19 protein-coding genes are annotated in these 22,775 nt (G+C 38.5%); 14 read left to right on the top strand and 5 right to left on the bottom strand.

Features of this window, described 5'->3' with window-relative positions; genetic code table 11:
- Positions 1-58: 58 nt before the first annotated feature.
- Positions 59-2,695 carry a valine--tRNA ligase gene (locus tag BUA16_RS10555; protein ID WP_072764715.1) on the bottom strand — a complete coding sequence of 879 codons (2,637 nt, stop codon included), beginning with the start codon at positions 2,693-2,695 and terminating at the stop codon, positions 59-61.
- Positions 2,696-2,895: 200 nt separating this feature from the next.
- Here BUA16_RS10555 and BUA16_RS10560 point away from each other — a divergent pair, with 200 nt between their 5' ends.
- Positions 2,896-3,282 carry a DUF1573 domain-containing protein gene (locus BUA16_RS10560; protein WP_072764716.1) on the top strand — a complete coding sequence of 129 codons (387 nt, stop codon included), beginning with the start codon at positions 2,896-2,898 and terminating at the stop codon, positions 3,280-3,282.
- 61 nt (positions 3,283-3,343) lie between these two features.
- On the opposite strand, the gene BUA16_RS10565 is transcribed toward BUA16_RS10560, so the two are convergent.
- The gene (locus BUA16_RS10565; protein WP_072764717.1) at positions 3,344-4,675 is read right to left on the bottom strand and encodes a PDZ domain-containing protein; all 1,332 of its coding nucleotides are present in this window, start codon (positions 4,673-4,675) and stop codon (positions 3,344-3,346) included.
- 153 nt (positions 4,676-4,828) lie between these two features.
- Between BUA16_RS10565 and BUA16_RS10570 the strand changes: the two genes are divergently transcribed.
- The 9 genes from BUA16_RS10570 to BUA16_RS10610 all read left to right on the top strand — a co-directional run bounded on the left by BUA16_RS10570 (position 4,829) and on the right by BUA16_RS10610 (position 13,781).
- A complete protein-coding gene (locus BUA16_RS10570) occupies positions 4,829-6,019 on the top strand; it encodes a pyridoxal phosphate-dependent aminotransferase (protein ID WP_072764718.1) in 1,191 nt (396 codons plus the stop codon).
- Positions 6,019-7,035, top strand: coding sequence for a UDP-N-acetylmuramate dehydrogenase (murB, locus tag BUA16_RS10575; protein ID WP_072764719.1), 1,017 nt, complete (start codon positions 6,019-6,021; stop codon positions 7,033-7,035). Before BUA16_RS10570 ends, murB begins: the two co-directional genes overlap by 1 nt.
- A gap of 192 nt (positions 7,036-7,227) precedes the next feature.
- A complete protein-coding gene (locus BUA16_RS10580; RefSeq protein ID WP_072764720.1) occupies positions 7,228-7,797 on the top strand; it encodes an RNA polymerase sigma factor in 570 nt (189 codons plus the stop codon).
- A gap of 86 nt (positions 7,798-7,883) precedes the next feature.
- Positions 7,884-8,642, top strand: a complete 759-nt coding sequence (locus BUA16_RS10585; RefSeq protein WP_072764721.1) for an anti-sigma factor — start codon at positions 7,884-7,886, stop codon at positions 8,640-8,642.
- Between the two features lie 79 nt (positions 8,643-8,721).
- Positions 8,722-8,934 (top strand): membrane or secreted protein, encoded by a 213-nt coding sequence (locus BUA16_RS10590; protein WP_072764722.1) that lies wholly within the window; start codon positions 8,722-8,724, stop codon positions 8,932-8,934.
- A 26-nt stretch (positions 8,935-8,960) separates the two neighbouring features.
- A complete protein-coding gene (locus BUA16_RS10595; protein ID WP_072764723.1) occupies positions 8,961-9,527 on the top strand; it encodes an RNA polymerase sigma factor in 567 nt (188 codons plus the stop codon).
- Between the two features lie 81 nt (positions 9,528-9,608).
- Entirely contained in the window at positions 9,609-10,484 is an 876-nt protein-coding gene (gene lipA, locus BUA16_RS10600) for a lipoyl synthase (RefSeq protein WP_072764724.1), read from the top strand.
- Positions 10,485-10,551: 67 nt separating this feature from the next.
- Entirely contained in the window at positions 10,552-11,562 is a 1,011-nt protein-coding gene (gene gap / locus BUA16_RS10605) for a type I glyceraldehyde-3-phosphate dehydrogenase (protein WP_072764725.1), read from the top strand.
- A gap of 32 nt (positions 11,563-11,594) precedes the next feature.
- A complete protein-coding gene (locus BUA16_RS10610) occupies positions 11,595-13,781 on the top strand; it encodes a tetratricopeptide repeat-containing hybrid sensor histidine kinase/response regulator (RefSeq protein WP_072764726.1) in 2,187 nt (728 codons plus the stop codon).
- Here the strand turns inward: BUA16_RS10610 and lpxK are convergent.
- Complete coding sequence (gene lpxK / locus BUA16_RS10615; protein ID WP_072764727.1) at positions 13,768-14,760, bottom strand: tetraacyldisaccharide 4'-kinase; 993 nt, start codon at positions 14,758-14,760, stop codon at positions 13,768-13,770. The two genes, BUA16_RS10610 and lpxK, sit on opposite strands and share 14 nt — an antisense overlap.
- Before the next feature lie 49 nt (positions 14,761-14,809).
- Here lpxK and BUA16_RS10620 point away from each other — a divergent pair, with 49 nt between their 5' ends.
- Both BUA16_RS10620 and BUA16_RS10625 read left to right on the top strand, forming a co-directional pair.
- The gene (locus BUA16_RS10620; RefSeq protein WP_072764728.1) at positions 14,810-15,904 is read left to right on the top strand and encodes a Nif3-like dinuclear metal center hexameric protein; all 1,095 of its coding nucleotides are present in this window, start codon (positions 14,810-14,812) and stop codon (positions 15,902-15,904) included.
- Positions 15,905-15,906: 2 nt separating this feature from the next.
- Complete coding sequence (locus BUA16_RS10625) at positions 15,907-16,686, top strand: zinc ribbon domain-containing protein (protein WP_072764729.1); 780 nt, start codon at positions 15,907-15,909, stop codon at positions 16,684-16,686.
- An 82-nt stretch (positions 16,687-16,768) separates the two neighbouring features.
- Here the strand turns inward: BUA16_RS10625 and BUA16_RS10630 are convergent, their stop codons facing one another.
- A complete protein-coding gene (locus tag BUA16_RS10630; RefSeq protein ID WP_072764730.1) occupies positions 16,769-18,109 on the bottom strand; it encodes an FAD-dependent oxidoreductase in 1,341 nt (446 codons plus the stop codon).
- A gap of 279 nt (positions 18,110-18,388) precedes the next feature.
- Between BUA16_RS10630 and BUA16_RS18395 the strand changes: the two genes are divergently transcribed.
- Entirely contained in the window at positions 18,389-18,547 is a 159-nt protein-coding gene (locus tag BUA16_RS18395) for a lmo0937 family membrane protein (protein ID WP_143150493.1), read from the top strand.
- A gap of 62 nt (positions 18,548-18,609) precedes the next feature.
- On the opposite strand, the gene BUA16_RS10635 is transcribed toward BUA16_RS18395, so the two are convergent.
- Positions 18,610-19,158 carry a ClpP family protease gene (locus BUA16_RS10635; RefSeq protein WP_072764731.1) on the bottom strand — a complete coding sequence of 183 codons (549 nt, stop codon included), beginning with the start codon at positions 19,156-19,158 and terminating at the stop codon, positions 18,610-18,612.
- 456 nt (positions 19,159-19,614) lie between these two features.
- On the opposite strand from BUA16_RS10635, the gene BUA16_RS10640 reads away from it, so the two are divergent.
- Positions 19,615-22,775, top strand: a 3,161-nt coding sequence (locus BUA16_RS10640) for a Calx-beta domain-containing protein (protein ID WP_317045393.1), incomplete at its 3' end; no start/stop codon positions are given.

Raw genomic sequence — 22,775 nt, forward strand, 5'->3', positions numbered from 1 at the left:
CTTAAATAAAAGAAGCAAGTCTGCTTCAATTTACTTGTCAACGACTTCCTTTTATAGGCTATGCTTGCTCTAAACTTGCCAAACTCTTTTCCAAAGTTTCTATTTTAGCCAAGGCATCGGCTTCTTTCTGACGTTCTAAGGTAATGACCTGCTCTGGCGCATTACTTACGAAACGCTCGTTAGAAAGCTTCTTTTGCACAGACATTAAAAAGCCTTTCGTATATTTTAATTCTTCTTTTATCTTTTCTATTTCGGCCTCTACATCAATAGCTCCGACCATAGGTATAAAATACTCATTAGATTTTGCCCTAAAAGACAGGGCGCCATCTACCGCTTCGGAAACATAAGTAATTTCAGAAACATTGGTCAATTTAGCGATCACCACATCCCATCGATTGGTAAAGTCCCCTTCGTTCAACACGGAAAGTTCTAGCGACTCTTTCATTGGGATATTTTTTTCCTTTCTTATGGTTCTGATCCCTGAAATAACCTCTGTTGAATGCTCAAATTCGGCTATCAGTTGTTCGTCAACAGCTTCTGGGGCGGGCCATTTTGCCACTACCAATGCCTCTTCAGGGCTACGCTCAGCTATATGTTGCCATACCTCTTCCGTCAAGAAAGGCATAAACGGGTGCAATAGTTTTAAATTACCTTCAAAAATTTCGATCACGGCATCGAAAGTAATCTTATCTATCGGTTGCTGATAAGCTGGTTTAATGATTTCCAACAACCAAGAACTGTAATCGTCCCAGACCAATTTGTAAATCGCCATCAGCGCATCAGAAATCCTGTACTTGCTAAAGTGATCTTCAATTTCAACCAAGGTCTTATTAAACTTTGCTTGATACCATTCAATACCAAGTTTCGAAGCCTCTGGTTGTGGAAGGTCGGCAACTTCCCATCCTTTTAGGAGTCGGAAACCGTTCCATATTTTATTGGCAAAATTCTTTCCTTGTTGACAAAGGGCTTCATCGAACATTAAATCGTTTCCTGCTGCCGAACTTAATAGTAATCCCACACGCACCCCATCGGCACCATAATCCTCTATTAATTTTAAGGCGTCTGGAGAGTTCCCTAGCGACTTAGACATTTTTCTCCTTTGCTTATCCCGAACCAGTCCGGTCAAGTAAACATTTTGGAAAGGTTTTTCATCGCGATATTCATAACCAGAAACAATCATCCTAGCGACCCAGAAAAACAAAATATCCGGTCCTGTCACCAAATCATTGGTAGGATAATAGTATTCTATTTCTTTATTATTGGGCTCCATGATACCGTTAAAAACACTAATTGGCCATAACCAAGAAGAGAACCAGGTATCCAAGGCATCTTCATCTTGTCGCAGTTCATCAGCGGCTAAAGTCGGATTTCCAGATTTCTTTCTGGCCAGTTCCAAGGCTTCTTCCTTAGATTCTGCCACCACAAAATCTTCTTGACCATCGCCAAAATAATAGGCTGGTATTTGTTGCCCCCACCACAATTGGCGAGAAATGTTCCAATCACGGATATTTTCCATCCAGTGACGGTAAGTATTTTCGAACTTCTTAGGAAACAACTTTACATCTCCATCTTCCAAAACGGCTTTAATGGCAGGTTTTGCCAATTCTTCCATTTTCAAGAACCACTGATCGGACAATCTTGGCTCTATGACAGCCTTTGTTCTTTCCGAAGTCCCTACTTTGTTAAGGTGTTGTTCTGTTTTTACTAAATAGCCTTTTTCTTCTAGTTCTTTACTGATAGCCTTACGAACCACAAAACGGTCCTGGCCTTCGTAATGCAAACCAAAACTATTTAGGGTTGCGTCGTCATTAAAGATATCAACGGTCTCTAATTGATGTTTATCTCCTAAGGCTTTATCGTTAATATCATGCGCCGGGGTTACTTTTAAACAACCGGTTCCGAACTCTACATCCACATATTCGTCTTCGATAATCGGAATAACCCTATTACAAATTGGTACAATAGCTTTTTTGCCACGTAAATGGGCATATCTTTCATCCTTAGGGTTTATACAAATAGCAGTATCTCCCAAAATGGTCTCAGGTCTGGTCGTTGCGATGGTAACCGTCTCATCAGAGCCTTCTATTTTATATGACAGATAATATAGTAATCCCTGTCTTTCTTCATAAACGACCTCTTCGTCTGACAGGGTCGTTTTGGCTTCTGGATCCCAGTTCACCATTCGGTACCCTCTATATATTTGGCCTTTATTAAACAAATCGACAAAAACTTTTATCACGGAAGCAGACATATTGTCGTCCATGGTAAAGGTTGTTCTATCCCAATCGCAAGAACAGCCAAGTTTTTTTAATTGTTCCAAAATTACGCCGCCATACTCATGGGTCCAATCCCATGCATGTCCTAGAAATTCTTCTCTAGAAATATCTGCTTTATTAATTCCCTGTTCTTTAAGTTTTGCTACAACCTTGGCTTCAGTGGCTATAGAAGCATGGTCGGTGCCGGGTACCCAACAGGCATTTTTACCCATCAAACGCGCCCTACGGATTAAAACATCCTGTATGGTATTGTTCAGCATATGTCCCATATGAAGGACTCCAGTAACATTTGGAGGCGGAATTACGATGGTATAAGGCTCCCTTTCATCTGGGGTAGAATGAAAATAATTATGCTTTATCCAATAGTCATACCATTGGGACTCAACTTTTTGAGGTTCGTATTTTGAAGGAATTTCCATTGTTTGGAACAGTTTTTGTTTACCCTAACAGGGCGATTACTAAAATGATTGCAATATAAAAGTTAAACTCGAGGTAATCCTTATGGTTTTTGTCCAATTAGAAATACGAAACAAAAATAAGTAACGTTATAACATAACAAAAGGATTTTGAGGGTTCATTAAAAACATTTACTTTTGAAATTCACCCAAAACTAAAAATAATGAAGAAAATAGTACTAGTTTTATTTATTGGGCTATTAGGATTTGGCCTTACCGCCCAAGAAAATGGCGCTAAAATTAAATTTAAAACTGAAACCGTTGATTACGGTGAGATTGCCAAAGGAAGTGATGGTGTTCGGGTGTTCGAATTTACTAATACAGGAAACGCTCCTTTAATCATAAGCAAAGTAAGTTCTAGCTGCGGATGTACCATTCCTAAAAAACCGGAAGCTCCAATTTTACCTGGAAAGAAAGGTGAAATTCAAGTAAAATACGACACCAACAGGGTAGGCCCTATCAGAAAAGCCATTACGGTGATTTCGAATGCGGATACTCCAACAATTGTATTAAAAATAAAAGGAGACATTAAAGAACCTAGCCGCAAATAATCCAAAATCTATTTTAAAAGCCCGTTTATACTGTTATTGTAACAGTACAAACGGGCTTTTTTTATTTAAACATATCCCTTAACACAAAACTAAAGAGCAGATCTTTATTATACCGTTCTATAAGCACCTTAACACGTTTCCCTTGCTTATTGTTGAGCATTTTTATAACTTCTTGAAGCTTGTAATCATAGATTTTTTTACCATTGACGGAAAGGATGATATCTCCTTCTCTTAGCCCTGCTTCTTCGGCAGGACTACCGGCCCTTATCCCAGAAACCACAATTTCGGGCACCAAACTAAGTCTGGTTTTTCCTTCGAACAATATCTGTACATCCCCGAAAGACTCTTCATCCTTTATAACCACCCCTCTACCATCGGTAATACTTTCTGCAATGTAGCGAACACCGTTATGCTGAATATCCAATCCACTTAAATTAAAATCGAAGGGGGCTTTAAAAAAGCCGTTCTTTTTTAGGCTTATTTGTTGATTGTGATAATCGAATACTACGGAAAACCTTTTTAAAATCTCACCTCCCAAACTGCCATCCCTATCGCCCATGGCTCCAAGAATGCTAAAATATTGCATATTAGGAAAGGCCGCTTTGGCATCCTTTAAGTGAAATCTTCCCAAAGATAGTCCTTCGATCTTAGTTCTTTTTCCGAAAACTTTTCCGCTTAATCCTTGCCCCAAAAAGTCTTCATAACTGTTTTCGGGCAGGCCCATACCTTTACTATCATTTTCAAAAAGCCAAACAGCATCACTACTCCCAGTATCTATTAACAGTTTAACAGGAATAGGTTTATTGTCTTTTACATATACTGTACCCTTTATATATGCCTTATTATTTTCTACGACCAAGGGCAGCGTTTCGCTTTTCGATTTTTTTTGAGAGGTATAGCTTTCCGGATCGTACAATTTAATTGTTTGCGCACCATAATTAATTTTAACCACAAAATCCCGAAAAAGATCATATCCTATAATCCCGTGAATAGCCATTCCTAGTTTAGGCGAGAAATTAATATCCTTGTCCATCACTACATACAGCAATTGATCACAATTAACACTCTTGCCTATTTTAAAGACATTATTAGAAGACTTTAGGGCACTGATAGGTTCTCCATCCCCAAGTCCCCTAATGGTTACTTCGGATACATTATTAATCTGAACAGAATCTTTATCTGATATATTAAAAAGAATAGGTTTATAAATCCCCGAATCAAGAATAAACGAGAGCTTAGCCCCATTCACTTCCACGGGAAGGACAATGAGGTTATTCACTAATTTGAATTTAACCTTCTGATATCTTTCTCCACGGGGCAATTTATATTCTTGTGCCGGCAGCAGTATGGGAAGACACCAAATAAGGTAAATTAAATACCTTAAAATATTCATGTGTGCTTTATTTTTACCGACTGATTATCTTAAATTTACGAACTATTTTTTGCGTAAGCACAAACATTAACAATAATTACGACATCAAAAAGGGAGGATATATATTGGATAGTCCATGACGATTTCCCATTTTTGCTTAAAATTCCAACCCATATGCCTACAATATCACGTAAAGGGCTTTTAATGCCCGAATCCCCCATAAGAAAATTAGTACCTTTTGCTGAAGGAGCTAAAAAAAGAGGCGTTAAGGTCATTCACCTTAACATTGGTCAGCCAGACATTAAAACGCCGCAAATAGCCATAGATGCAATAAAGAATTGTGACATGGATATTTTAGCATATAGCCGCACAGAAGGTTCTGACACCTATAGAGAAAAAATAGCCCAATATTACGCCAAGAACGATATTCATGTATTGGCACAAGATATTATCGTTACCACAGGTGGTTCCGAAGCTTTGTCTTTTACCATGGGCACCATAGCCGATGCGGAAGACGAGATTATTATTCCGGAACCTTTTTATGCCAACTACAATGGTTTTGCCACCGCTGCCGGGATTAAGGTAGTACCGGTAGTATCTCATATAGAAAGCAATTTCGCCCTCCCTCCCATTGAAGAGTTTGAAAAATTAATTACGCCAAATACCAAGGCTATCCTAATATGCAACCCAGGGAACCCTACTGGCTACCTCTACAGCAGAGAAGAGATAAAAAAACTGGCCAAGATCGTAAAAAAGCATAATTTATTTTTAATAGCCGACGAGGTATACAGAGAGTTCACCTATGACGGAAAGGAACACTATTCTATCTTACAGGAAGAGGGTCTTGAGGAGAATGCTATTATAGTAGATAGTGTATCCAAAAGATATAGCATGTGTGGAGCCCGGATAGGGTATTTGGTTTCAAGAAACAAGGAGTTCGTTAAAACGGCGCTAAAATTTGCACAAGCCAGATTATCGCCACCTACTTACGCCCAAATTGCTAGTGAAGCGGCTTTGGATACCCCACAGGAGTATTTTGATGACGTAAAGAAGGAATATGTGGCCCGCAGAAATGTCTTGATCTCCGAGCTCAAGAAGATAGAAGGTATTAAAGTAGCAGAGCCGCAAGGCGCCTTTTATTGTATTGCCGAACTCCCCATAGACAATTCAGACACTTTTGCTCAATGGTTGTTAGAAGATTTTAATGTAGACGGAGAAACCGTAATGGTTGCCCCGGCAGCCGGATTCTACGCAACGGAAGGACTGGGAACCAAACAAATAAGAATTGCCTATGTATTGGAAAAAGAAGAATTAATACGGGCCGTTTACATCATAAAAGAAGCGTTAAAAGCCTACAAGTCTTAATGAGGGTTCAAAAAGATTTTTCCTTAAAAGAGTACAATACTTTTAGAATCGATGTCAAAGCTAAGTGCTTCCTTGAGGTATCCTCTATGGAAGCACTACAACAGGCCCTGCAATTATATCGGAATGACGATATTTTCATCCTAGGCGGAGGCAGCAACATATTGATTACCCAAGATATAAATGCCGTGGTATTGTATATCAATATTAAAGGTATTTCGGTTATCTCTGAAGATGACGACCACGTTATCCTAAAAGTTAATGCTGGGGAAAATTGGCACGAGATGGTACTTTGGACCTTGGACCAGAATTATGGCGGCCTAGAAAATCTTTCCCTGATACCTGGCAACACCGGAACTGCGCCCATACAGAATATCGGAGCGTATGGGGTAGAATTAAAAGATTCCTTTATAAGTTGTGAAGCTTTAGAAATAGCCACTTTAAAATTGAGTACCTTTGATAGGGAAGCTTGCCAATTTGGGTACCGTGATTCTTATTTTAAAAACGAAGGAAAAGGACGGTTTGTCATTACTTCTGTTTGCTTTAAACTCACCAAAAGAAACCATAAGAAAAACGTAGCTTATGGTGCTATAGAGTCCGAGCTTCGACAACGGAATATCGACAATCCTAGTATTAAGGATATATCAAATGCCGTAATAGCGATAAGAAAAAGCAAGTTACCGGACCCTAAAGAACTGGGCAACAGCGGAAGTTTCTTTAAAAATCCGATAATTAACAAACAAGAATTTGATAAATTTACAATAAATTGGCCTGAGGCGCCTTTTTATAAAGTATCGCAAAACCAATATAAGATCCCAGCCGGCTGGCTCATAGAGCAGTGTGGATTTAAGGGAAAACAATTTGGCGATGCGGGAGTTCATAAAAACCAAGCCTTGGTTTTAGTCAATTATGGAAATGCTAGCGGAGGCGAAATAATAGCTTTGGCAAACAAGATTATGACAGCCGTAATGGAAAGATTCAAAATACGTATCAACCCAGAAGTTAATATAATAAAATAGCCCCTGAACTTTATCATACAAGGGCTATACCAAACCAATCTAACTAAAAATTAATACACAGTTACCAGCTGTAGATTAATTGAGTGAACCTATGATGCCAAGCTTGGCCTAAAAGCTTAGCACACCTTTATATACGGTAAAATTTCCGTATTGGATGATTGGAATTAAACTTTTGGTAAAACCACCCTAGGTATGAGCATATTACTTGAAAACCATATTGCCGAACTTCTCAAAGAACGCAATGAAAAAGCCATTTCGTTACTGTATGAACACTATGGTGACACCCTTTACGGGGTAGCTTTCAAAGTAGTACGCAATGAGGACTTAGCCCAAGATATTTTGCAGGAAAGTTTTGTGAAAATTTGGAAAAAATCCGACTCCTACGACCCCACCAAGGCTAAACTTTTTACTTGGCTTTTTAGAATAACCCGTAACACTGCCATAGATAAACTTAGAAGCGCCAACACAAAATCCGAAAAGGAGATCCAAATGGATATTTCCGACGTATATAGTCTTGGAAGTGAAGGCATAAAACCCGATTTAATCGACGTTCAAGAAAATCTGGAAAAAATAGACCTTAAGTATCAAATAGTATTAGATGCCTTATTTTTTCAAGGAATGACCCAACAAGAAGCCAGCGAAGAGTTAAACATACCCTTGGGCACTATAAAATCTAGATTGAAAATTGGATTAAGGGAATTAAGAAAAATATATGGAGCTTCGGTCGCCTTGGCGTTTCTTGTGCGTTTACTAACACAATAAAACTTACTGCGCTGTTAGGTTGGGAAAAGGTTCCCGCAAGTTACAGGGCTTATTTACAGATAGAATAAGGCAAGAATAAAATAGTAATGAAAGAAAAAATCCGAATATTTTTGGACACAGACCTTCTAGAGAAGTATCTACTTGGCAACACTACCCAAGAAGAGTCCATGCAAGTAGAACGATATATTGCAATGCACCCCGAGGTTAGGAAAACCTACAATGAACTTCAGGAAAACCTTGAAATGTTCGCCAAACTGCATGCTATATCCCCCCCGGAAGGATTGAAAGAAAGAATTCTTAACAGGGTAAAATCCGACAATGTTAGACGAACAAAATTCTATCAATATGCCGTAGCGGCAAGTTTTTCGGCTTTGGTATTTGCCGGTGCTTCCTATTTCTTTTGGAACCAAAATCAAAGTCTACAAGAAGAAAATCATATCGTAAACAACAAGATTCAAACCTTGGAGGAAAACATGAGGTTACAGTTGGAAGAGGTAAGGAACCAATTTATTGTCCTCAACAATCCCAGGACCAAACGTCTTAAGGTTCACGGCAATGAAAAAGCAAAAGAACTAAAGGCCGTAGCCTACGTTAACCCCGTTAAGAAGCTATCGTATATCAACGTAAGTAAATTACCTAATTTACCAGAAAACAAATGCTATCAAATGTGGGCAGAAGTCAATGGGCAAATGATCAATTTAGGAATCATTCAAGAAGCGAATGACAGCGAGAAGCTTATGCCCCTCCCCTATGGCGAAAACGCTATCGGATACATTACCATTGAGCCTAGCGGAGGTAATTCTACCCCTACCACAGAAAATATAGTGGCCAATATTGACTACTAAATTCTATCCACTTAAAGAATTCCCAAACCTTTTTGGAAGCTTATAAATTTCATATCTTTGCACAAACAATTGCAAGGATATGAAATTATTACTTTTGACCGTTGGCTTATTGGCACTTGCTTTTGCAGGTATCGCCATCAAAATTTGGTCCAAAAAAGACGGTAAATTTGCCGGGACCTGTGCTAGCCAAAATCCGTTTTTGAACAAAGAAGGCGAAGCATGTGGATTTTGTGGTAAACTCCCCACCGAACAGGATTGTAAAAAAGACGACGCAACCGATATTATACGTTAAATTCCAGTTTCCTCTAAACCCTTATTTTGGATAAAAACGAAGAAACTCTTCACAAACTTATTGATAAAGCTAAACAGGGAAATCAGATAGCCTTTAGTAGTCTATTGGACTATTTTTGGAACGACGTTTATGGGTTTCAGTTAATCCGAACCAAAAACGAGAATGATGCCGAAGACATTACCATACAAACCTTTTCAAAGGCTTTTGACAAAATACATTCCTTTGATGATTCTTACGAGTTTAAGACTTGGCTGATAACGATTTCCAAAAACCTTCATGTAGACCTTATTCGAAAAAGGAAACGGAATATTCTAGAAAGCAGTGAAGGCCGGAACAATGATGTGGTACAAAAAGCTTTGGACGATGCTCCTTCAGCTGAAGACAGCCTTATTACCGAACAAAATTTAGCAGCTTTACTGGGGTATATAAAAAAATTAAAGCCCCATTACCAGGAAGTCATAAACCTGCGCTATTTCCACGAACTTTCTTATGCTGAAATCGCCGAGAAATTGGGCGAACCCATCAACAATATCAAGGTAAAACTCCTAAGGGCCAAAAAATTATTGGCCGAAGTAATTACCAACCAAAAGTAACAGGAGAAAGCTTTCCCATACTTTGCCGTCAAATCGTATTTTTACTTCTTACCATTTTGTATATTTGCACAAAATCACACTATGAGTACTGAAACGATTGAAAGTGTAATTCCTCCTAAGGGCAAGCCAAAATGGCTTCGTGTTAAACTTCCAACTGGCAAAAAATACACCCAACTAAGGGGACTGGTAGATAAATACGACCTTCACACCATATGTACTTCTGGCAGTTGTCCCAATATGGGAGAGTGTTGGGGGGAAGGAACGGCCACATTTATGATTTTAGGAAATATCTGTACCCGTTCTTGTGGTTTTTGTGGAGTTAAAACAGGTCGCCCAGAAGATCTAGATTGGGAAGAACCCGAAAAAGTTGCGAGATCTATAAAATTAATGAGCATTAAACATGCCGTTATTACTTCTGTAGACCGCGATGATATAAAGGACATGGGCTCTATTATGTGGGCAGAAACCGTGAAGGCCATTAGAAGAATGAACCCGACGACTACCTTAGAAACCTTAATCCCCGATTTCCAAGGCATAGAAACGCATTTGGACCGTATAATAGCTGTAGCTCCGGAAGTTGTTTCCCATAACATGGAAACAGTAAAACGACTGACTAGAGAAGTACGCATACAGGCTAAATACGAGCGAAGTTTAGGGGTGTTAAAATACCTAAAAGACAATGGTGCCAACAGGACCAAGTCGGGTATTATGTTAGGGCTTGGAGAAAAGGAAGAAGAAGTCATAGAAACCTTGGAAGACCTTAGACGAGCCAATGTAGATGTGGTGACCATTGGGCAATATTTACAACCGTCTAAAAGACACCTTCCGGTAAAAGAATTTATATTGCCGGAGCAATTCAAAAAATATGAAGAAATAGGTCTGAAATTAGGTTTTAGGCATGTAGAAAGTGGTGCTTTGGTACGGTCGTCCTATAAGGCTCACAAGCATATTGAGTAATTTATTTATACGTCTTAATTATAGTCGGCTTCTCTTTTAAAGAAAAGAAGGATTGGCTCTTGGTCAAATGAAGAAAATCAACATAGGCATAAACGGCTTTGGTAGAATAGGACGTACGCTTTTTAGACTGCTTAGCAACCAACCACATTTAAACGTGGTTGCCATAAATGATGTAGCGGACAGCTACACCCTATCCCATCTATTAAAATACGATAGCATACACGGTGTTTTCCAAAAGGAAACAACACACGACAAGGGGCATATCATCATTGATGACCACCCCATTGCGCTTCTAAATTTTGCTAGTCCAAAAGACATCCCTTGGTCTAATCACCAAGTAGATATTGTTGTGGAATGTTCGGGGAAATTTAAGAAAAAGGATATTCTCCGGTATCACCTCGACAATGGCGCCAAAAAAGTGATCCTTTCCGTTCCTCCTGAGGAAGACGACCTAAAAATGATTGTATACGGTATAAATGACGACACCTTAAATAAGGAAGATCATATTATATCGGCAGCTTCTTGTACTACCAATAATGCTGCCCCAATGATACAAGTCATAAAGGACTTATGCGGAATTGAGCAAGCCTACATCACTACTATCCATTCCTATACTACCGACCAAAGCTTGCACGATCAGCCTCATAGGGACCTAAGACGCGCTAGAGCAGCGGCACAATCTATAGTCCCTACGACCACAGGTGCAGCCAAGGCTTTGACAAGGATTTTCCCTGAATTGTCCGATGTAATTGGAGGCTGTGGCATTAGAGTACCCGTCCCAAATGGCTCCTTGACAGATATCACTTTTAACGTAAAAAAATCTGCTTCCATAGAAGAAATAAACGAAGCTTTTTACCAAAGTTCACAAAAGGAATTAAAAAACATCCTATATTACACCAAAGATCCTATAGTTTCTATTGACATAAACAATAGTTATTATTCTTGTACGTTTGATTCTTTGATGACCTCGGTGATTGGAAAAATGGTAAAGATCATTGGTTGGTACGACAATGAGTCTGGTTACAGCAGTAGGCTCGTAGACATCATAAACCTATTAATTAGGAAGAAATACCTTTGAAAATAATATTTCAACATATAAAACCGTGTGCAATGCTATTATTGGCTGTGCTGCTATTTCCAAGCATGGGCCACTCTCAAGATATGCCGCCTACGGAAACCAATACTATCGAATATTATTTTGATCAAGCAAGGGACTACGGAAATAGAAACCAAACAATCCTCGCTTTAGAAAGCCTTAACAAAGCCATTACTATTGCCAATGAAAACGAGGATACCAAATCATTAATAGATTGCTACCATAAATTTGCCATTCTTTATTCAAAAATGAATAAAGATGACACTTCTAAATTTTACTGGGAAAGAGCTCAATCGCTCTTAAAGGATATTGCTTATCCTTATGGGAATGCGGTACACAAATACATCGAAGCTATCAGGTCTTATCGGTTAGGAAAAAATTTCCTTGCCAAATCCAAGTTGTACGAAGCACAAAAGCTTAACAACGACCGCAATCTATTGAATCATATTCTTTATTTGGAAGGGATCATTTTTATGAAATTGGAAAAATATGATGATGCCATAAAGAATTTCAACTCCCTTCTTGTCAACTCGGATATTTATGAAAAAGACTACTTAACCACTATTTCCTATCTAAAACTGGCCGAGGTTTATTTCTCAACAGCTCAAATTGAAGAAAGCCTCAAGAATGCAGAAAATGCCTTGTCCTTAACCAAACAACATGGATTTTATGAGGAAATGATAGAAGCCAACAGGCTTTTAAGTGAAGCGAACCGAAATATCGGCAATTTTCAAACCGCACTCTCCCACACAAACAACATTGTAAATATTAAGGATTCCGTTTTAACAATCGAAAAAATAAAAGCTGAGGAAAAAACAGCCGAAAAGATACAGTTCACGATCATGAACGAGGAGATTAAAAAACAGGAAGCCAAAATTGAAGATCTTAACAAATCGGCCAACCGATCGGAGATTACTGCTATTTTAACTTCGGCATTTTTAACGATCATCTCATTACTGGCGGTATCCTTGTACCGAAATAACCAGATAAAAGTGAAGACCAACGATCTTTTGCAAACCAAGAACCGCGAATTACAGGCTGCTACCGATGCCGCCGTTCAGGCCATGGAAGCCAAAACCAACTTTTTGTCGACCGTAAGTCACGAATTAAGGACTCCTCTATATGCTGTCACCGGACTGACCCACTTGTTATTGGAAGAAAACCCAAGCCCCAGTCAAAAAGAACACCTAAAGTCCTTAAAATATTCTGGGGATTACTTATTGAATTTTATAAATGATATACTTCAAATAAATAAGATTGACGCCCAAAAGTCCGAAGCATTAAAAATTGATTTTAACATTCAAAAAATATTGTGGGAGGTGATCAATTCTTTACAACAAAGCGCCAAGAAAAATAACACGGTGATCAAATTAGATTTTGACAATAATATACCTTCCCATCTTTTAGGCGATCCTTTAAAATTATCTCAAGTATTCATCAACCTTATAGGGAATGCCATTAAGTTTACCAAAAATGGAGAGGTGCAGGTCATCAGCAAATTGGTTAAGAAAGAAAAGGATGAAGCCATTCTTTATTTCGAGGTAAAAGACAATGGAATAGGAATTTCCCCGGATAGACAGAAAACGATTTTTGAAAGCTTCGAGCAAGGCTCCGTTCAAATAAACAGGGAATATGGAGGTACAGGACTTGGGCTTACTATTGTTAAGAGCTTATTAAAGCAATTTGGCAGTAAAATTCATCTTAAAAGCAATTTAGGAGAGGGAAGTTCTTTTTTCTTTGAAATCGCGCTAAAGAGCAACAAGGATCTAAACGATAACACCCCCTTTGAAAACGTATCAAGAGATTATGATTTTAAAGGATTACACATGCTTATTGTAGAAGACAACAAAATAAACCAGGTTATCACCAAAAAAATGCTCCATAAGAAGGAAATTACTTGTGATATTGCCAACAACGGCATGGAAGCCATTGATATGGTAAAAAACAATTATTATGACGGTATTTTAATGGATATCCATATGCCTGGAATAAGTGGTGATGAAGCCACGATTGAAATAAGAAAATTTAATCGATTAATTCCTATAATTGCCCTTACCGCAATCTCTTTAGACGATAGTTTGGAAAGTTTTTTTGCCGCTGGTGTTAATGATGTTGTCACCAAGCCATTTAGGCCAGAGGTATTCTATCAGAAAATTGGCGAGAACATTTTTGACACTAAAAACAATACTAGTGTTTCCTGATTTCTTCTAAAAGCTGTTGTTCTCCCTTGTTCATAAATTTATGGGTAACTCCGATATAATAAAGGTTGGTTACTTTTCCTTTTAGCCGAACATAATCTTTTTCGGTTGTAAGCACCATGTCTTTTGTATTCATAAGGGCAATTTCCTTGTCTGAAAAAAAATGGTGATCCCTAAAAGCCAAATGCTCTAGTTGTACTTTGTTTTCGGTCAAATAAGTTACCAATGGCTTCGGATTTGCAATACCGGTAACCAAGGTAATCTTCTTACCTCTAACATCCTCCAGCTGCATTATGTCATTGTCGCCTTTTAGGTCGTTGCTATAGTCTAAATAACTAAACACCACATTTTGATGCTCTCTCGGATTCAATTTTTTCACGATTGACTGCTGTTGGGCAGTATTTAAATCCTTAGGACATTTGGTGACTATTATTATATTGGCGCGCCTCGCCTCCCTCTTACTATCCCTTAAACTACCTGTAGGCATATACCAATCGTCTACATATAAATTAGAATAGGCTGTTAGCAAAATATAGGAATCACAACTTACTTTCCTGTGTTGATAGGCATCATCCAATAAGACAACATCAACTTCTATTGTTTTTTCCAAAATAGAAATCCCGTTGCATCTATCCGCATCAACGGCTAGTGCAATCTCCGGGAAGTTTTTAAAGATCTGAAAGGGCTCATCACCTAGAGTCTCTACGGAAACACCGGGCTTTGCCAATACAAAACCTTTAGATTTCCGTCCGTACCCACGGCTTAACACCGCTACTTTTTGGTATTGTTTTAAACGAGATACCAAAAACTCTATCATAGGGGTTTTCCCGGTACCACCAACACTCAGATTACCAACACATATTGTCTTGACCTTAAATTTTGAGGAGGTAAAAACTCCTATATCGTAAAGATAATTTCGGATGTATACCACCATGGCATAGACGAACGAAACGGGGAATAATAATTTTCTCAATAGCTGCATTAGAACGAAATTATAATATTTTATCTTTGATATACTATAAAAATGAAAAATGATCGTAAAAGAAGTTATTGACATCCTTGAAGAGCTAGCTCCCTTACCATATGCCGAAGATTTTGACAACGTAGGATTATTGGTTGGAGACATGCAGACCGAGGTCTCCGGAGTATTGGTAACCTTGGACACTTTGGAAAAGGTAGTAGACGAGGCCATTCTTAAAAAGTGTAATCTAATCGTAAGTTTCCATCCCATTATTTTCAATGGTTTAAAAAAACTCAACGGCGCCAATTACGTAGAACGGGTGGTGATAAAAGCGATTCAGCACAACATTGCCATTTACAGTATGCATACGGCATTGGACAACAGCCACAGGGGTGTTAACGCTAAAATTTGTGAAATACTAGGGCTAAAGACCCCAAGCATTTTAATACCCCGGAAAGGGACCATAAAAAAACTGACTACCTATGTGCCCAAATCCAATGAAAACGCCTTAAAACAAGCTCTATTCGATGCTGGAGCCGGTAATATTGGCAACTATAGTCATTGTAGTTTCGCTACTCAAGGAGTAGGAAGCTTCAAACCGAACTCGGATGCCAATCCTGTAAAGGGAAAAATAGGGGCCACACATTACGAAGAAGAGTCACAGATAAACATCACCTACCCCAAGGCCAATGAAACGAAAATTTTAAAGGCGCTTTTTAACAATCATCCGTATGAAGAAGTCGCTTATGAAATTCAGACATTAGAAAATATCAACCAAAATATCGGCATGGGAATGGTCGGATACTTGGATAAACCCATGTCTGAAGCCGATTTTTTTGCTTTTATTAAGAAAAAAATGAATGTTTCTTGCATCCGACATTCAGAATTCCTAGGAAGGGATATACGGAAAGTTGCGGTATTAGGTGGTAGCGGCTCTTTTGCCATTTCAGCGGCAAAGGCCACAAACGCTGACATTTTCATTACGGCGGACCTAAAATACCACCAATTTTACGAAGCAGAAGGCAAAATTCTATTGGCCGATATTGGCCACTATGAAACAGAGCAATTTACAAAAAATCTCATAGTTGACTTTCTTACAAAAAAAATTGCTAATTTTGCAATCTCTCTATCGGAGAGCAAAACAAATCCCATCAAGTATTTTTAAATATGGCAACAAAGACAGAAGCAACGGTAGAAGAAAAGTTAAGAGCATTATATGACTTGCAATTAATCGATTCTAGAGTTGATGAGATAAGAAACGTTAGAGGGGAATTACCCCTAGAGGTAGAAGATTTAGAAGACGAGGTTCTTGGCCTTAAAACAAGACTCGATAAGTTGAAAACTGATGTTGAGACCATTAACTTCGAAATTACAGCCAAAAAGAACCTTATAGACGAGGCCAAGGTTTTAATTAAAAAATATGCTGAACAACAAAAGAATGTACGTAACAGCAGGGAATTTAACTCTTTAACCAAAGAGGTTGAATTTCAAGAATTGGAAATTCAATTAGCTGAGAAGAATATTAAGGAGTTTAAGGCTCAAATAGAACAAAAGAAAGAAATTATTTCTTCGACTAAAGAACGTTTAAGCGAAAGAGATTCACACTTAAAACACAAGAAGAGTGAATTGAACAATATTTTGGCAGAAACTGAAAAGGAAGAAATAGCGCTTCTAAAAAAATCTGAAGAATTTCAAACGCAAATAGAAGATCGTTTAGTAAAAGCTTACAAAAGAATCCGTAATAATGTAAAGAACGGATTGGCAGTAGTTCCTATCGAAAGAGGTGCTTCTGGAGGTTCTTTCTTTACTATTCCTCCTCAGGTACAAGTAGAGATTGCTTCTCGCAAAAAAATAATCAGTGACGAACACAGTGGTAGAATTTTGGTAGACCCTGTTTTAGCTGAAGAAGAGCAAGAAAAAATGCAGGCTTACTTTTCTAAATTATAGAAAAATCAGCCCATTAAAACAAAAAAGCCATCTTATTTAATAAGATGGCTTTTTTGTTTTACAACCCTTTAATTTAATGTTTCTAGAGCAGTCTCAAAATAGTATCTTCAACCTCCTTACTATCCCAAATATCGGCTATATTGGGCAGCTGCATCACTTGTTTCATAATTTCCTCTTGGGCATCCCCAATGGCTAGGGCATCAACATAAGGCTGATCGGAAAAGGTAACCCTAGAATAGGATGGAATCCATTTTTCGGGATATTTATTCGCAAATGCCTTTTCGATTTTTTTCTGTAGTAAAAAATTGGGATCTGCCGTTTTACTGCTCATTTCCATAAAATTTCTATAACTCAGTTCAGCAATGGCATCGGCATTGGGTTTCCGCTCCTTTTGGTACTCCTCAAAGATCTTTTCCCAATCGTCCCCATAACGTGCTATAATCTTATTTAGCTCAAATATATCTTCGAAACCTGCATTCATCCCTTGTCCGTAAAAAGGAACTATGGCATGGGCCGAATCGCCCACCAAGGCTACTTTATCCCAATAGGTCCATGGATAGCATTTCATCGTGACCAGTGCACTGGTTGGATTCGCAAAAAAGTCTTCGGCTAAATTCTCTATCTTATCAACAGCAGTAGGAAAGTGGGTAGCGAAGAACTCTTCTGCCTTTTCCCTAGTATTAATACTCTCAAAAGACTCCGTACCTTCGAAAGGCAAAAACAGGGTACATGTAAAACTACCGTCTAAATTAGGCATTGCGATAAACATGAACTTTCCTCTAGGCCAAATATGAAAAGAATTCTTTTCTAATTTATGTGAGCCGTCCGCATTAGGGGGGATAGTGAGTTCTTTATAGCCAACATCTATAAAATCTTGGGAATAATCGAACCTGCTTCGGCGCTGCATTTTATGGCGCACACGCGAAAATGCCCCATCACATCCAAAAACGATATCATAGGTATATTCTTCCCAGGCCCCTTTTTCTGTCGCTCCCGTATATATTTTTCCTTCTGGCAAGTTAATGTCCCACACCTTTTCGTTAAATCGGAACGTCACACCTTCATTCTCGGCCAGTTCGATCATTTTACGGTTTAATACACCTCTAGAGATAGACCAGATAGCCTCTCCTTCTTTGCCGTATTTTTGGTAATATTCCTCTTGTCCCAAAACATGAATAGCACGTTTATCCAAGGGTATCCCCAATTCCTTGATCTGACCTTCTATACCGACCTCCCTCAAGGCCTTCCAACCCCTATTACTCATAGCCAAATTAATGGAACGGCCAGAAAATTTTACGTTTCGGATGTCTGGTCTACGATCAAATACAGTAATAGAGTGTCCTAGCTTCCGAAGATAAATTGCCAATAAAGAACCAACTAATCCGGAACCGATAATGGCAATTGTTTTGGGAGTTTGTGTCATAATAATGTGAAAAGGAGAAATCTTATGGTTAAAGCCATAAAAGTACTAAAATTAAGTAACATCGAGGAAAAGCTAGCATAACATCACAATCTTCATGAAAAATATATTTTAAATGTTAACATCCAAAATCAAGGATTCGTCCGTACATATCTTGTACACCGCTTCGGCGTCCATATATAAAAAAGTCCTTCACATTTATACTGTGAAGGACTTTTTGCTTTTTAGGCAAATGTCACCTTATTTTTCTTACATTTATAAGAACCTAAAACACACCCTATTATGAGAGATATCGTTTCGATTCTTATTGTATTGTTAATTATTGGTTGGTTAGTGGGTTATATTGGATTCGGCGAAGCCGTAGGCAATCTTATCCACATTTTGCTAGTCCTGGCGGTTATTGGATTATTATATCGGCTAGCGACAGGAAAAAGGCTTTAGTTTATTATTTTTCAAAAAGCACCACTTAAATTTTTCATTAAGTGGTGCTTTTTTATAATATCTTATTCCAAGACTCCGTCTACAATACCATATGCAATAGATTCTTCTGCGTTCATCCAGAAATCCCTATCGAAATCTTTCATCACTTTTTCAAAATCCTGCCCACAATTTTCTGCTAGGATTTTTGCGCTGAGTTCTCTAGTTTTTATAATTTCCCTAGCTTGTATTTCAATATTCGATGCCTGTCCTCTAGCACCTCCACTAGGCTGATGTATCATTACTTGGGCGTGAGGCTGAATAAAACGTCTTCCTTTTTGCCCTACCGATAACAATATGGACCCCATAGATGCAGCCAAACCAGAGCAAATCGTTGAAACTGGACTTTTTAGGGATTTAATGGTATCGTACATGGCAAAGCCAGAGGTTACGTACCCTCCCGGGCTGTTTATGTACAATTGTATCTCTTTATCGTTCTGCATATCTAAATACAATAAACGATCTATAACGTGTTTTGCAGAATCATCATCGACCATACCCCATAAAAACACTTTTCTTTCGTCTAACAATTTCTCATCAATTGCCTCCTGTATTTTTCCTTTTTTTGAACTCATCTTTTGATTTCTTGTTAAGTACCAAATGTAATGATTTTCTCAAAAACATATATATTTTGGGAAACTAATGTTTCTTGTTAGTATTCCATGCTGATTTTAAGAAAAAAGTGCGCTTTTTGCCTTACATCTATAAAAAAGGGCATTTCATCTATACACAACCACCTAAATAACAACACCTTACTATTAATCCTGTATTTTCATACTTTAATCGTTTTTTAGGTTCGTTAACGATTTTTGCCCAACCCATAGCGTAAAATTTTCCATTCCTTAATGCATTTAACTTGTTTTGGTTTAAAATTTAATCCGAATACACCCTAAACCACTAACGCTAATTACAATATTCAGAAGAAGTATAGCCTATGATAAAACTTTTACGCTCTACCACATTGTAGTTTTTCGTATACCTTGTCAATAGGTTTCATAATCTTCTTCAGCAGCATTAAAGCAGTCTGAACTATGGAACATTCAATTTCAATATTCGCTTTTAAAAAATCAAGTTGTTCAGGAACATTAGGAAAACTCTTCTTTCTTGGATTTTTCCTTTTGACTTCCCTAAGCTTTGCTCAACAGGCAGACTTAAGAAGCCATGTCACAGAGGGACAAGATTGTACATCAAATGATGTTCAGCTTATAAGCGCCCAGTTAAGCAGTGAAGAATGTACTACCTGTTCCCCTGGGGATATCCTCGTAGTAGATCTTCTCATTACGGTTCGTCACAACACAAATAGTGTTAGGCCCTCCTTGGCGGTTTTTGGCGATCTTACAACAACCCTTCCAGACGGTAGTTCAACTACTTCAGTTTTTACTGAATGTGGTGGACCAATCATTCCTAAAGACAAGGTTTTAAATGGTATCCCTGTGGATAAAGGTGGAAATGGGATACAAACAATAAAATATGGTCAAGTTTCTTATATATGTGGCTCCAAATTGGAAGTCGATAACATATTGGTCGCTTGGACTGTACCACCAGATGGCGGTTGTCCTATAGCTGATGCAAGTCCACACCCTAAATGTGGATTTCAAGAAGGATCTTTAATTATCATACCACCATTACATGCAATAGCGGAAGCTTTCTGTACTCCTGAAAACTACATTGACCTAGAAGCTATTGGTGGTTCAGCTCCGTACACTTATGATTGGAAGGGGCCTAACGGATTTACTTCTACTGATGAAGATTTATTTGGGGTTTTACCCGGAAATTATGATGTTACCGTTACAGATTCAAAAGGATGTTCCATTAATACCAGCGTTACCAAAATTAAATGTTGTGAGTTTTTTGCTACTCCCAACCTTGATTCATCAGAACAAAATATAGAAGGATGCGATGTTTCTGATTTACCCTCACCTTTCACAGATCCGGAAAATGTCTTTACTGACATCACTGAAAATCCATGCGGTAATTTAATTATGCATCAATCGGACATCCTAAATGGTAATTTATGTACTGGAGGTTTAATAATCAATAGAACCTATACACTTTTTGATGACCTTAATAATAATAACACCCTTGATTCAGGGGAAGAATTTGCAGTATCTTATCAAAATTTCAGAATTATAGATACTACCTTACCAACATTTAACACCCCTCTTCCCGAGGATTCTACAGCGGCATTTGACAATATTCCAAGTCCTCCGACCTTGAGTGCCAATGATAACTGTGATGACAATGTTTCTGTAACGCTGGTAGAAACCTATATTGGTGACAGCACAAGCACTACATATACGATTGTCAGAACTTGGACGGCCTCTGATTGCGCAGGTAATGAAACGGTACATACGCAATATATCTATGTGACAGAAAATGGAGATCCGATCGGATTAAAGATAAATGATGTGACCGTTGATGAAGCAGATAATACCGCCGTCTTTACCGTAACGCTTACCGGAAGGGTCTCTGGAGGGTTTAATGTTGACTATAATTCGGTAAACCAGACTGCCATAGCTCCCAATGATTTTACTGCTATAGGCATTACTTCTTTGTCCTTCTCAGGAAACCATGGAGAAAAAAAGACAATTTCTGTATCTATAAAAGAAGACCAGTTTGTAGAGGATGATGAAACCTTTACAATAGACCTTTCAAATTTATCTACCACAGAAATCCCTATCAATAAAGCCACCGGAACGGGTACTATTATAGATAATGACAGCGCAACCATATCTATCACCGATATGGAGATTAATGAAGGGACCGGAATTTTCAACATTCAAGTAACTTTAATTGGAAAAACCCAAGATCCTTTTACCATCAATTTCAGTACTGCCGATGGTTCCGCAATAAAGGTCGACGACTATGTTGAAGCTATAGGACAAATTACTTTTCCCGCAAATTCAACTAACGGAACGGTGCAAAATATCAGTTTAGAGGTAATCGATGATAATATCATTGAATTCACGGAAAACTTCCTAGTAAACCTAAATAGTATCTCCGGTTTTGGCGACATTAGTTTTCTAGACAATCAGGCCAATATTGACATTATAGATAACGATGCCATTACAGGAACGGGAATTAGTTTTGACAACACCAATGTTATCGTTAACGAAGATGCCGGAACCGCAATTTTCACAGTACGTCTTACTGGACAGGTATTTGGCGGATTTACACTAGACTATACTACCGAAAATGTTACTGCCATGGCCGGCAGTGATTATACTGCAGAATCGGGAAAATTAAATTTTGCAGGTAATGACAATGAATTTCATACTATTGAAGTTCCTATAATAGACGATACACTGATAGAACCTACAGAAACATTTGTTGTTAACCTTTCCAATATAGATCCTGCTATTGTTAGTATAAATACCGCCCAGGCAAGGGGTACTATTAAAGACAACGATGCAACCGCAGGAACAGGGGTCAGCTTTAAAAATACAGATATTACCGTAAACGAAGATGCCGGTACTGCTACCTTTAAAGTTGTACTAAGTGGAAACGTGCAAGGAGGATTTACGCTAGATTATACCACTGATAATGGTTCTGCCGTTCAACCAGATGACTATACCTTGACCTATGACACACTTACCTTTGTTGGAAACGATGGAGAGACAAAAGACATTACCGTGCCCATCATTGATGATCTTTTGATTGAGCCGACGGAAAACTTTTTTGTAAAATTAAGTAATCTATCTACCTCTCTCATAGGAATCAATACCCCACAAGCTAAAGGAAATATCATAGACAATGATGCCATAGCCGGAACCGGAATTGCATTTACCAATACCAATGTGACGGTGACCGAGGGAACGGATGCCTTTGCCATCTTTGAAGTGACCTTGACCGGGGATATTTCGGAAAACGTTTCCGTGGACTATACCACTATCGATGGAACCGCCTTGGATCCTAGTGATTACTTAACTACTACTAGCACCATCACCTTTACCCCGACGATAAAGTCCTACGAAATTCAGGTGCCGATCATGGACGATGCCATCATAGAGCCAAGCGAGGCATTTACCGTAGAACTGTCCAACATACAATCGAACCTGGGAATAGGGTTTGTGGATGGGAACGCCACCAACACCGCTACTGGGAATATCCTGGATGACGATGCCGTGGGAGGAACCGGAATAGCCTTTACCTATACCAATGTGACGGTGACAGAGGGAACGGATGCCTTTGC

The sequence above is a fragment of the Arenibacter nanhaiticus genome (assembly GCF_900141935.1).
Classification (GTDB): domain Bacteria; phylum Bacteroidota; class Bacteroidia; order Flavobacteriales; family Flavobacteriaceae; genus Arenibacter; species Arenibacter nanhaiticus.

Bases quoted from the DNA above. Each gene is read 5' to 3' on its own strand.
- BUA16_RS10555 (WP_072764715.1), bottom strand. From the start codon at position 2,695: ATGGAAATTCCTTCAAAATACGAACCTCAAAAAGTTGAGTCCCAATGG.
- BUA16_RS10560 (WP_072764716.1), top strand. From the start codon at position 2,896: ATGAAGAAAATAGTACTAGTTTTATTTATTGGGCTATTAGGATTTGGC.
- BUA16_RS10565 (WP_072764717.1), bottom strand. From the start codon at position 4,675: ATGAATATTTTAAGGTATTTAATTTACCTTATTTGGTGTCTTCCCATA.
- BUA16_RS10570 (WP_072764718.1), top strand. From the start codon at position 4,829: ATGCCTACAATATCACGTAAAGGGCTTTTAATGCCCGAATCCCCCATA.
- murB (WP_072764719.1), top strand. From the start codon at position 6,019: ATGAGGGTTCAAAAAGATTTTTCCTTAAAAGAGTACAATACTTTTAGA.
- BUA16_RS10580 (WP_072764720.1), top strand. From the start codon at position 7,228: ATGAGCATATTACTTGAAAACCATATTGCCGAACTTCTCAAAGAACGC.
- BUA16_RS10585 (WP_072764721.1), top strand. From the start codon at position 7,884: ATGAAAGAAAAAATCCGAATATTTTTGGACACAGACCTTCTAGAGAAG.
- BUA16_RS10590 (WP_072764722.1), top strand. From the start codon at position 8,722: ATGAAATTATTACTTTTGACCGTTGGCTTATTGGCACTTGCTTTTGCA.
- lipA (WP_072764724.1), top strand. From the start codon at position 9,609: ATGAGTACTGAAACGATTGAAAGTGTAATTCCTCCTAAGGGCAAGCCA.
- gap (WP_072764725.1), top strand. From the start codon at position 10,552: ATGAAGAAAATCAACATAGGCATAAACGGCTTTGGTAGAATAGGACGT.
- BUA16_RS10610 (WP_072764726.1), top strand. From the start codon at position 11,595: ATGCTATTATTGGCTGTGCTGCTATTTCCAAGCATGGGCCACTCTCAA.
- lpxK (WP_072764727.1), bottom strand. From the start codon at position 14,760: ATGCAGCTATTGAGAAAATTATTATTCCCCGTTTCGTTCGTCTATGCC.
- BUA16_RS10620 (WP_072764728.1), top strand. From the start codon at position 14,810: ATGATCGTAAAAGAAGTTATTGACATCCTTGAAGAGCTAGCTCCCTTA.
- BUA16_RS10625 (WP_072764729.1), top strand. From the start codon at position 15,907: ATGGCAACAAAGACAGAAGCAACGGTAGAAGAAAAGTTAAGAGCATTA.
- BUA16_RS10630 (WP_072764730.1), bottom strand. From the start codon at position 18,109: ATGACACAAACTCCCAAAACAATTGCCATTATCGGTTCCGGATTAGTT.
- BUA16_RS18395 (WP_143150493.1), top strand. From the start codon at position 18,389: ATGAGAGATATCGTTTCGATTCTTATTGTATTGTTAATTATTGGTTGG.
- BUA16_RS10635 (WP_072764731.1), bottom strand. From the start codon at position 19,158: ATGAGTTCAAAAAAAGGAAAAATACAGGAGGCAATTGATGAGAAATTG.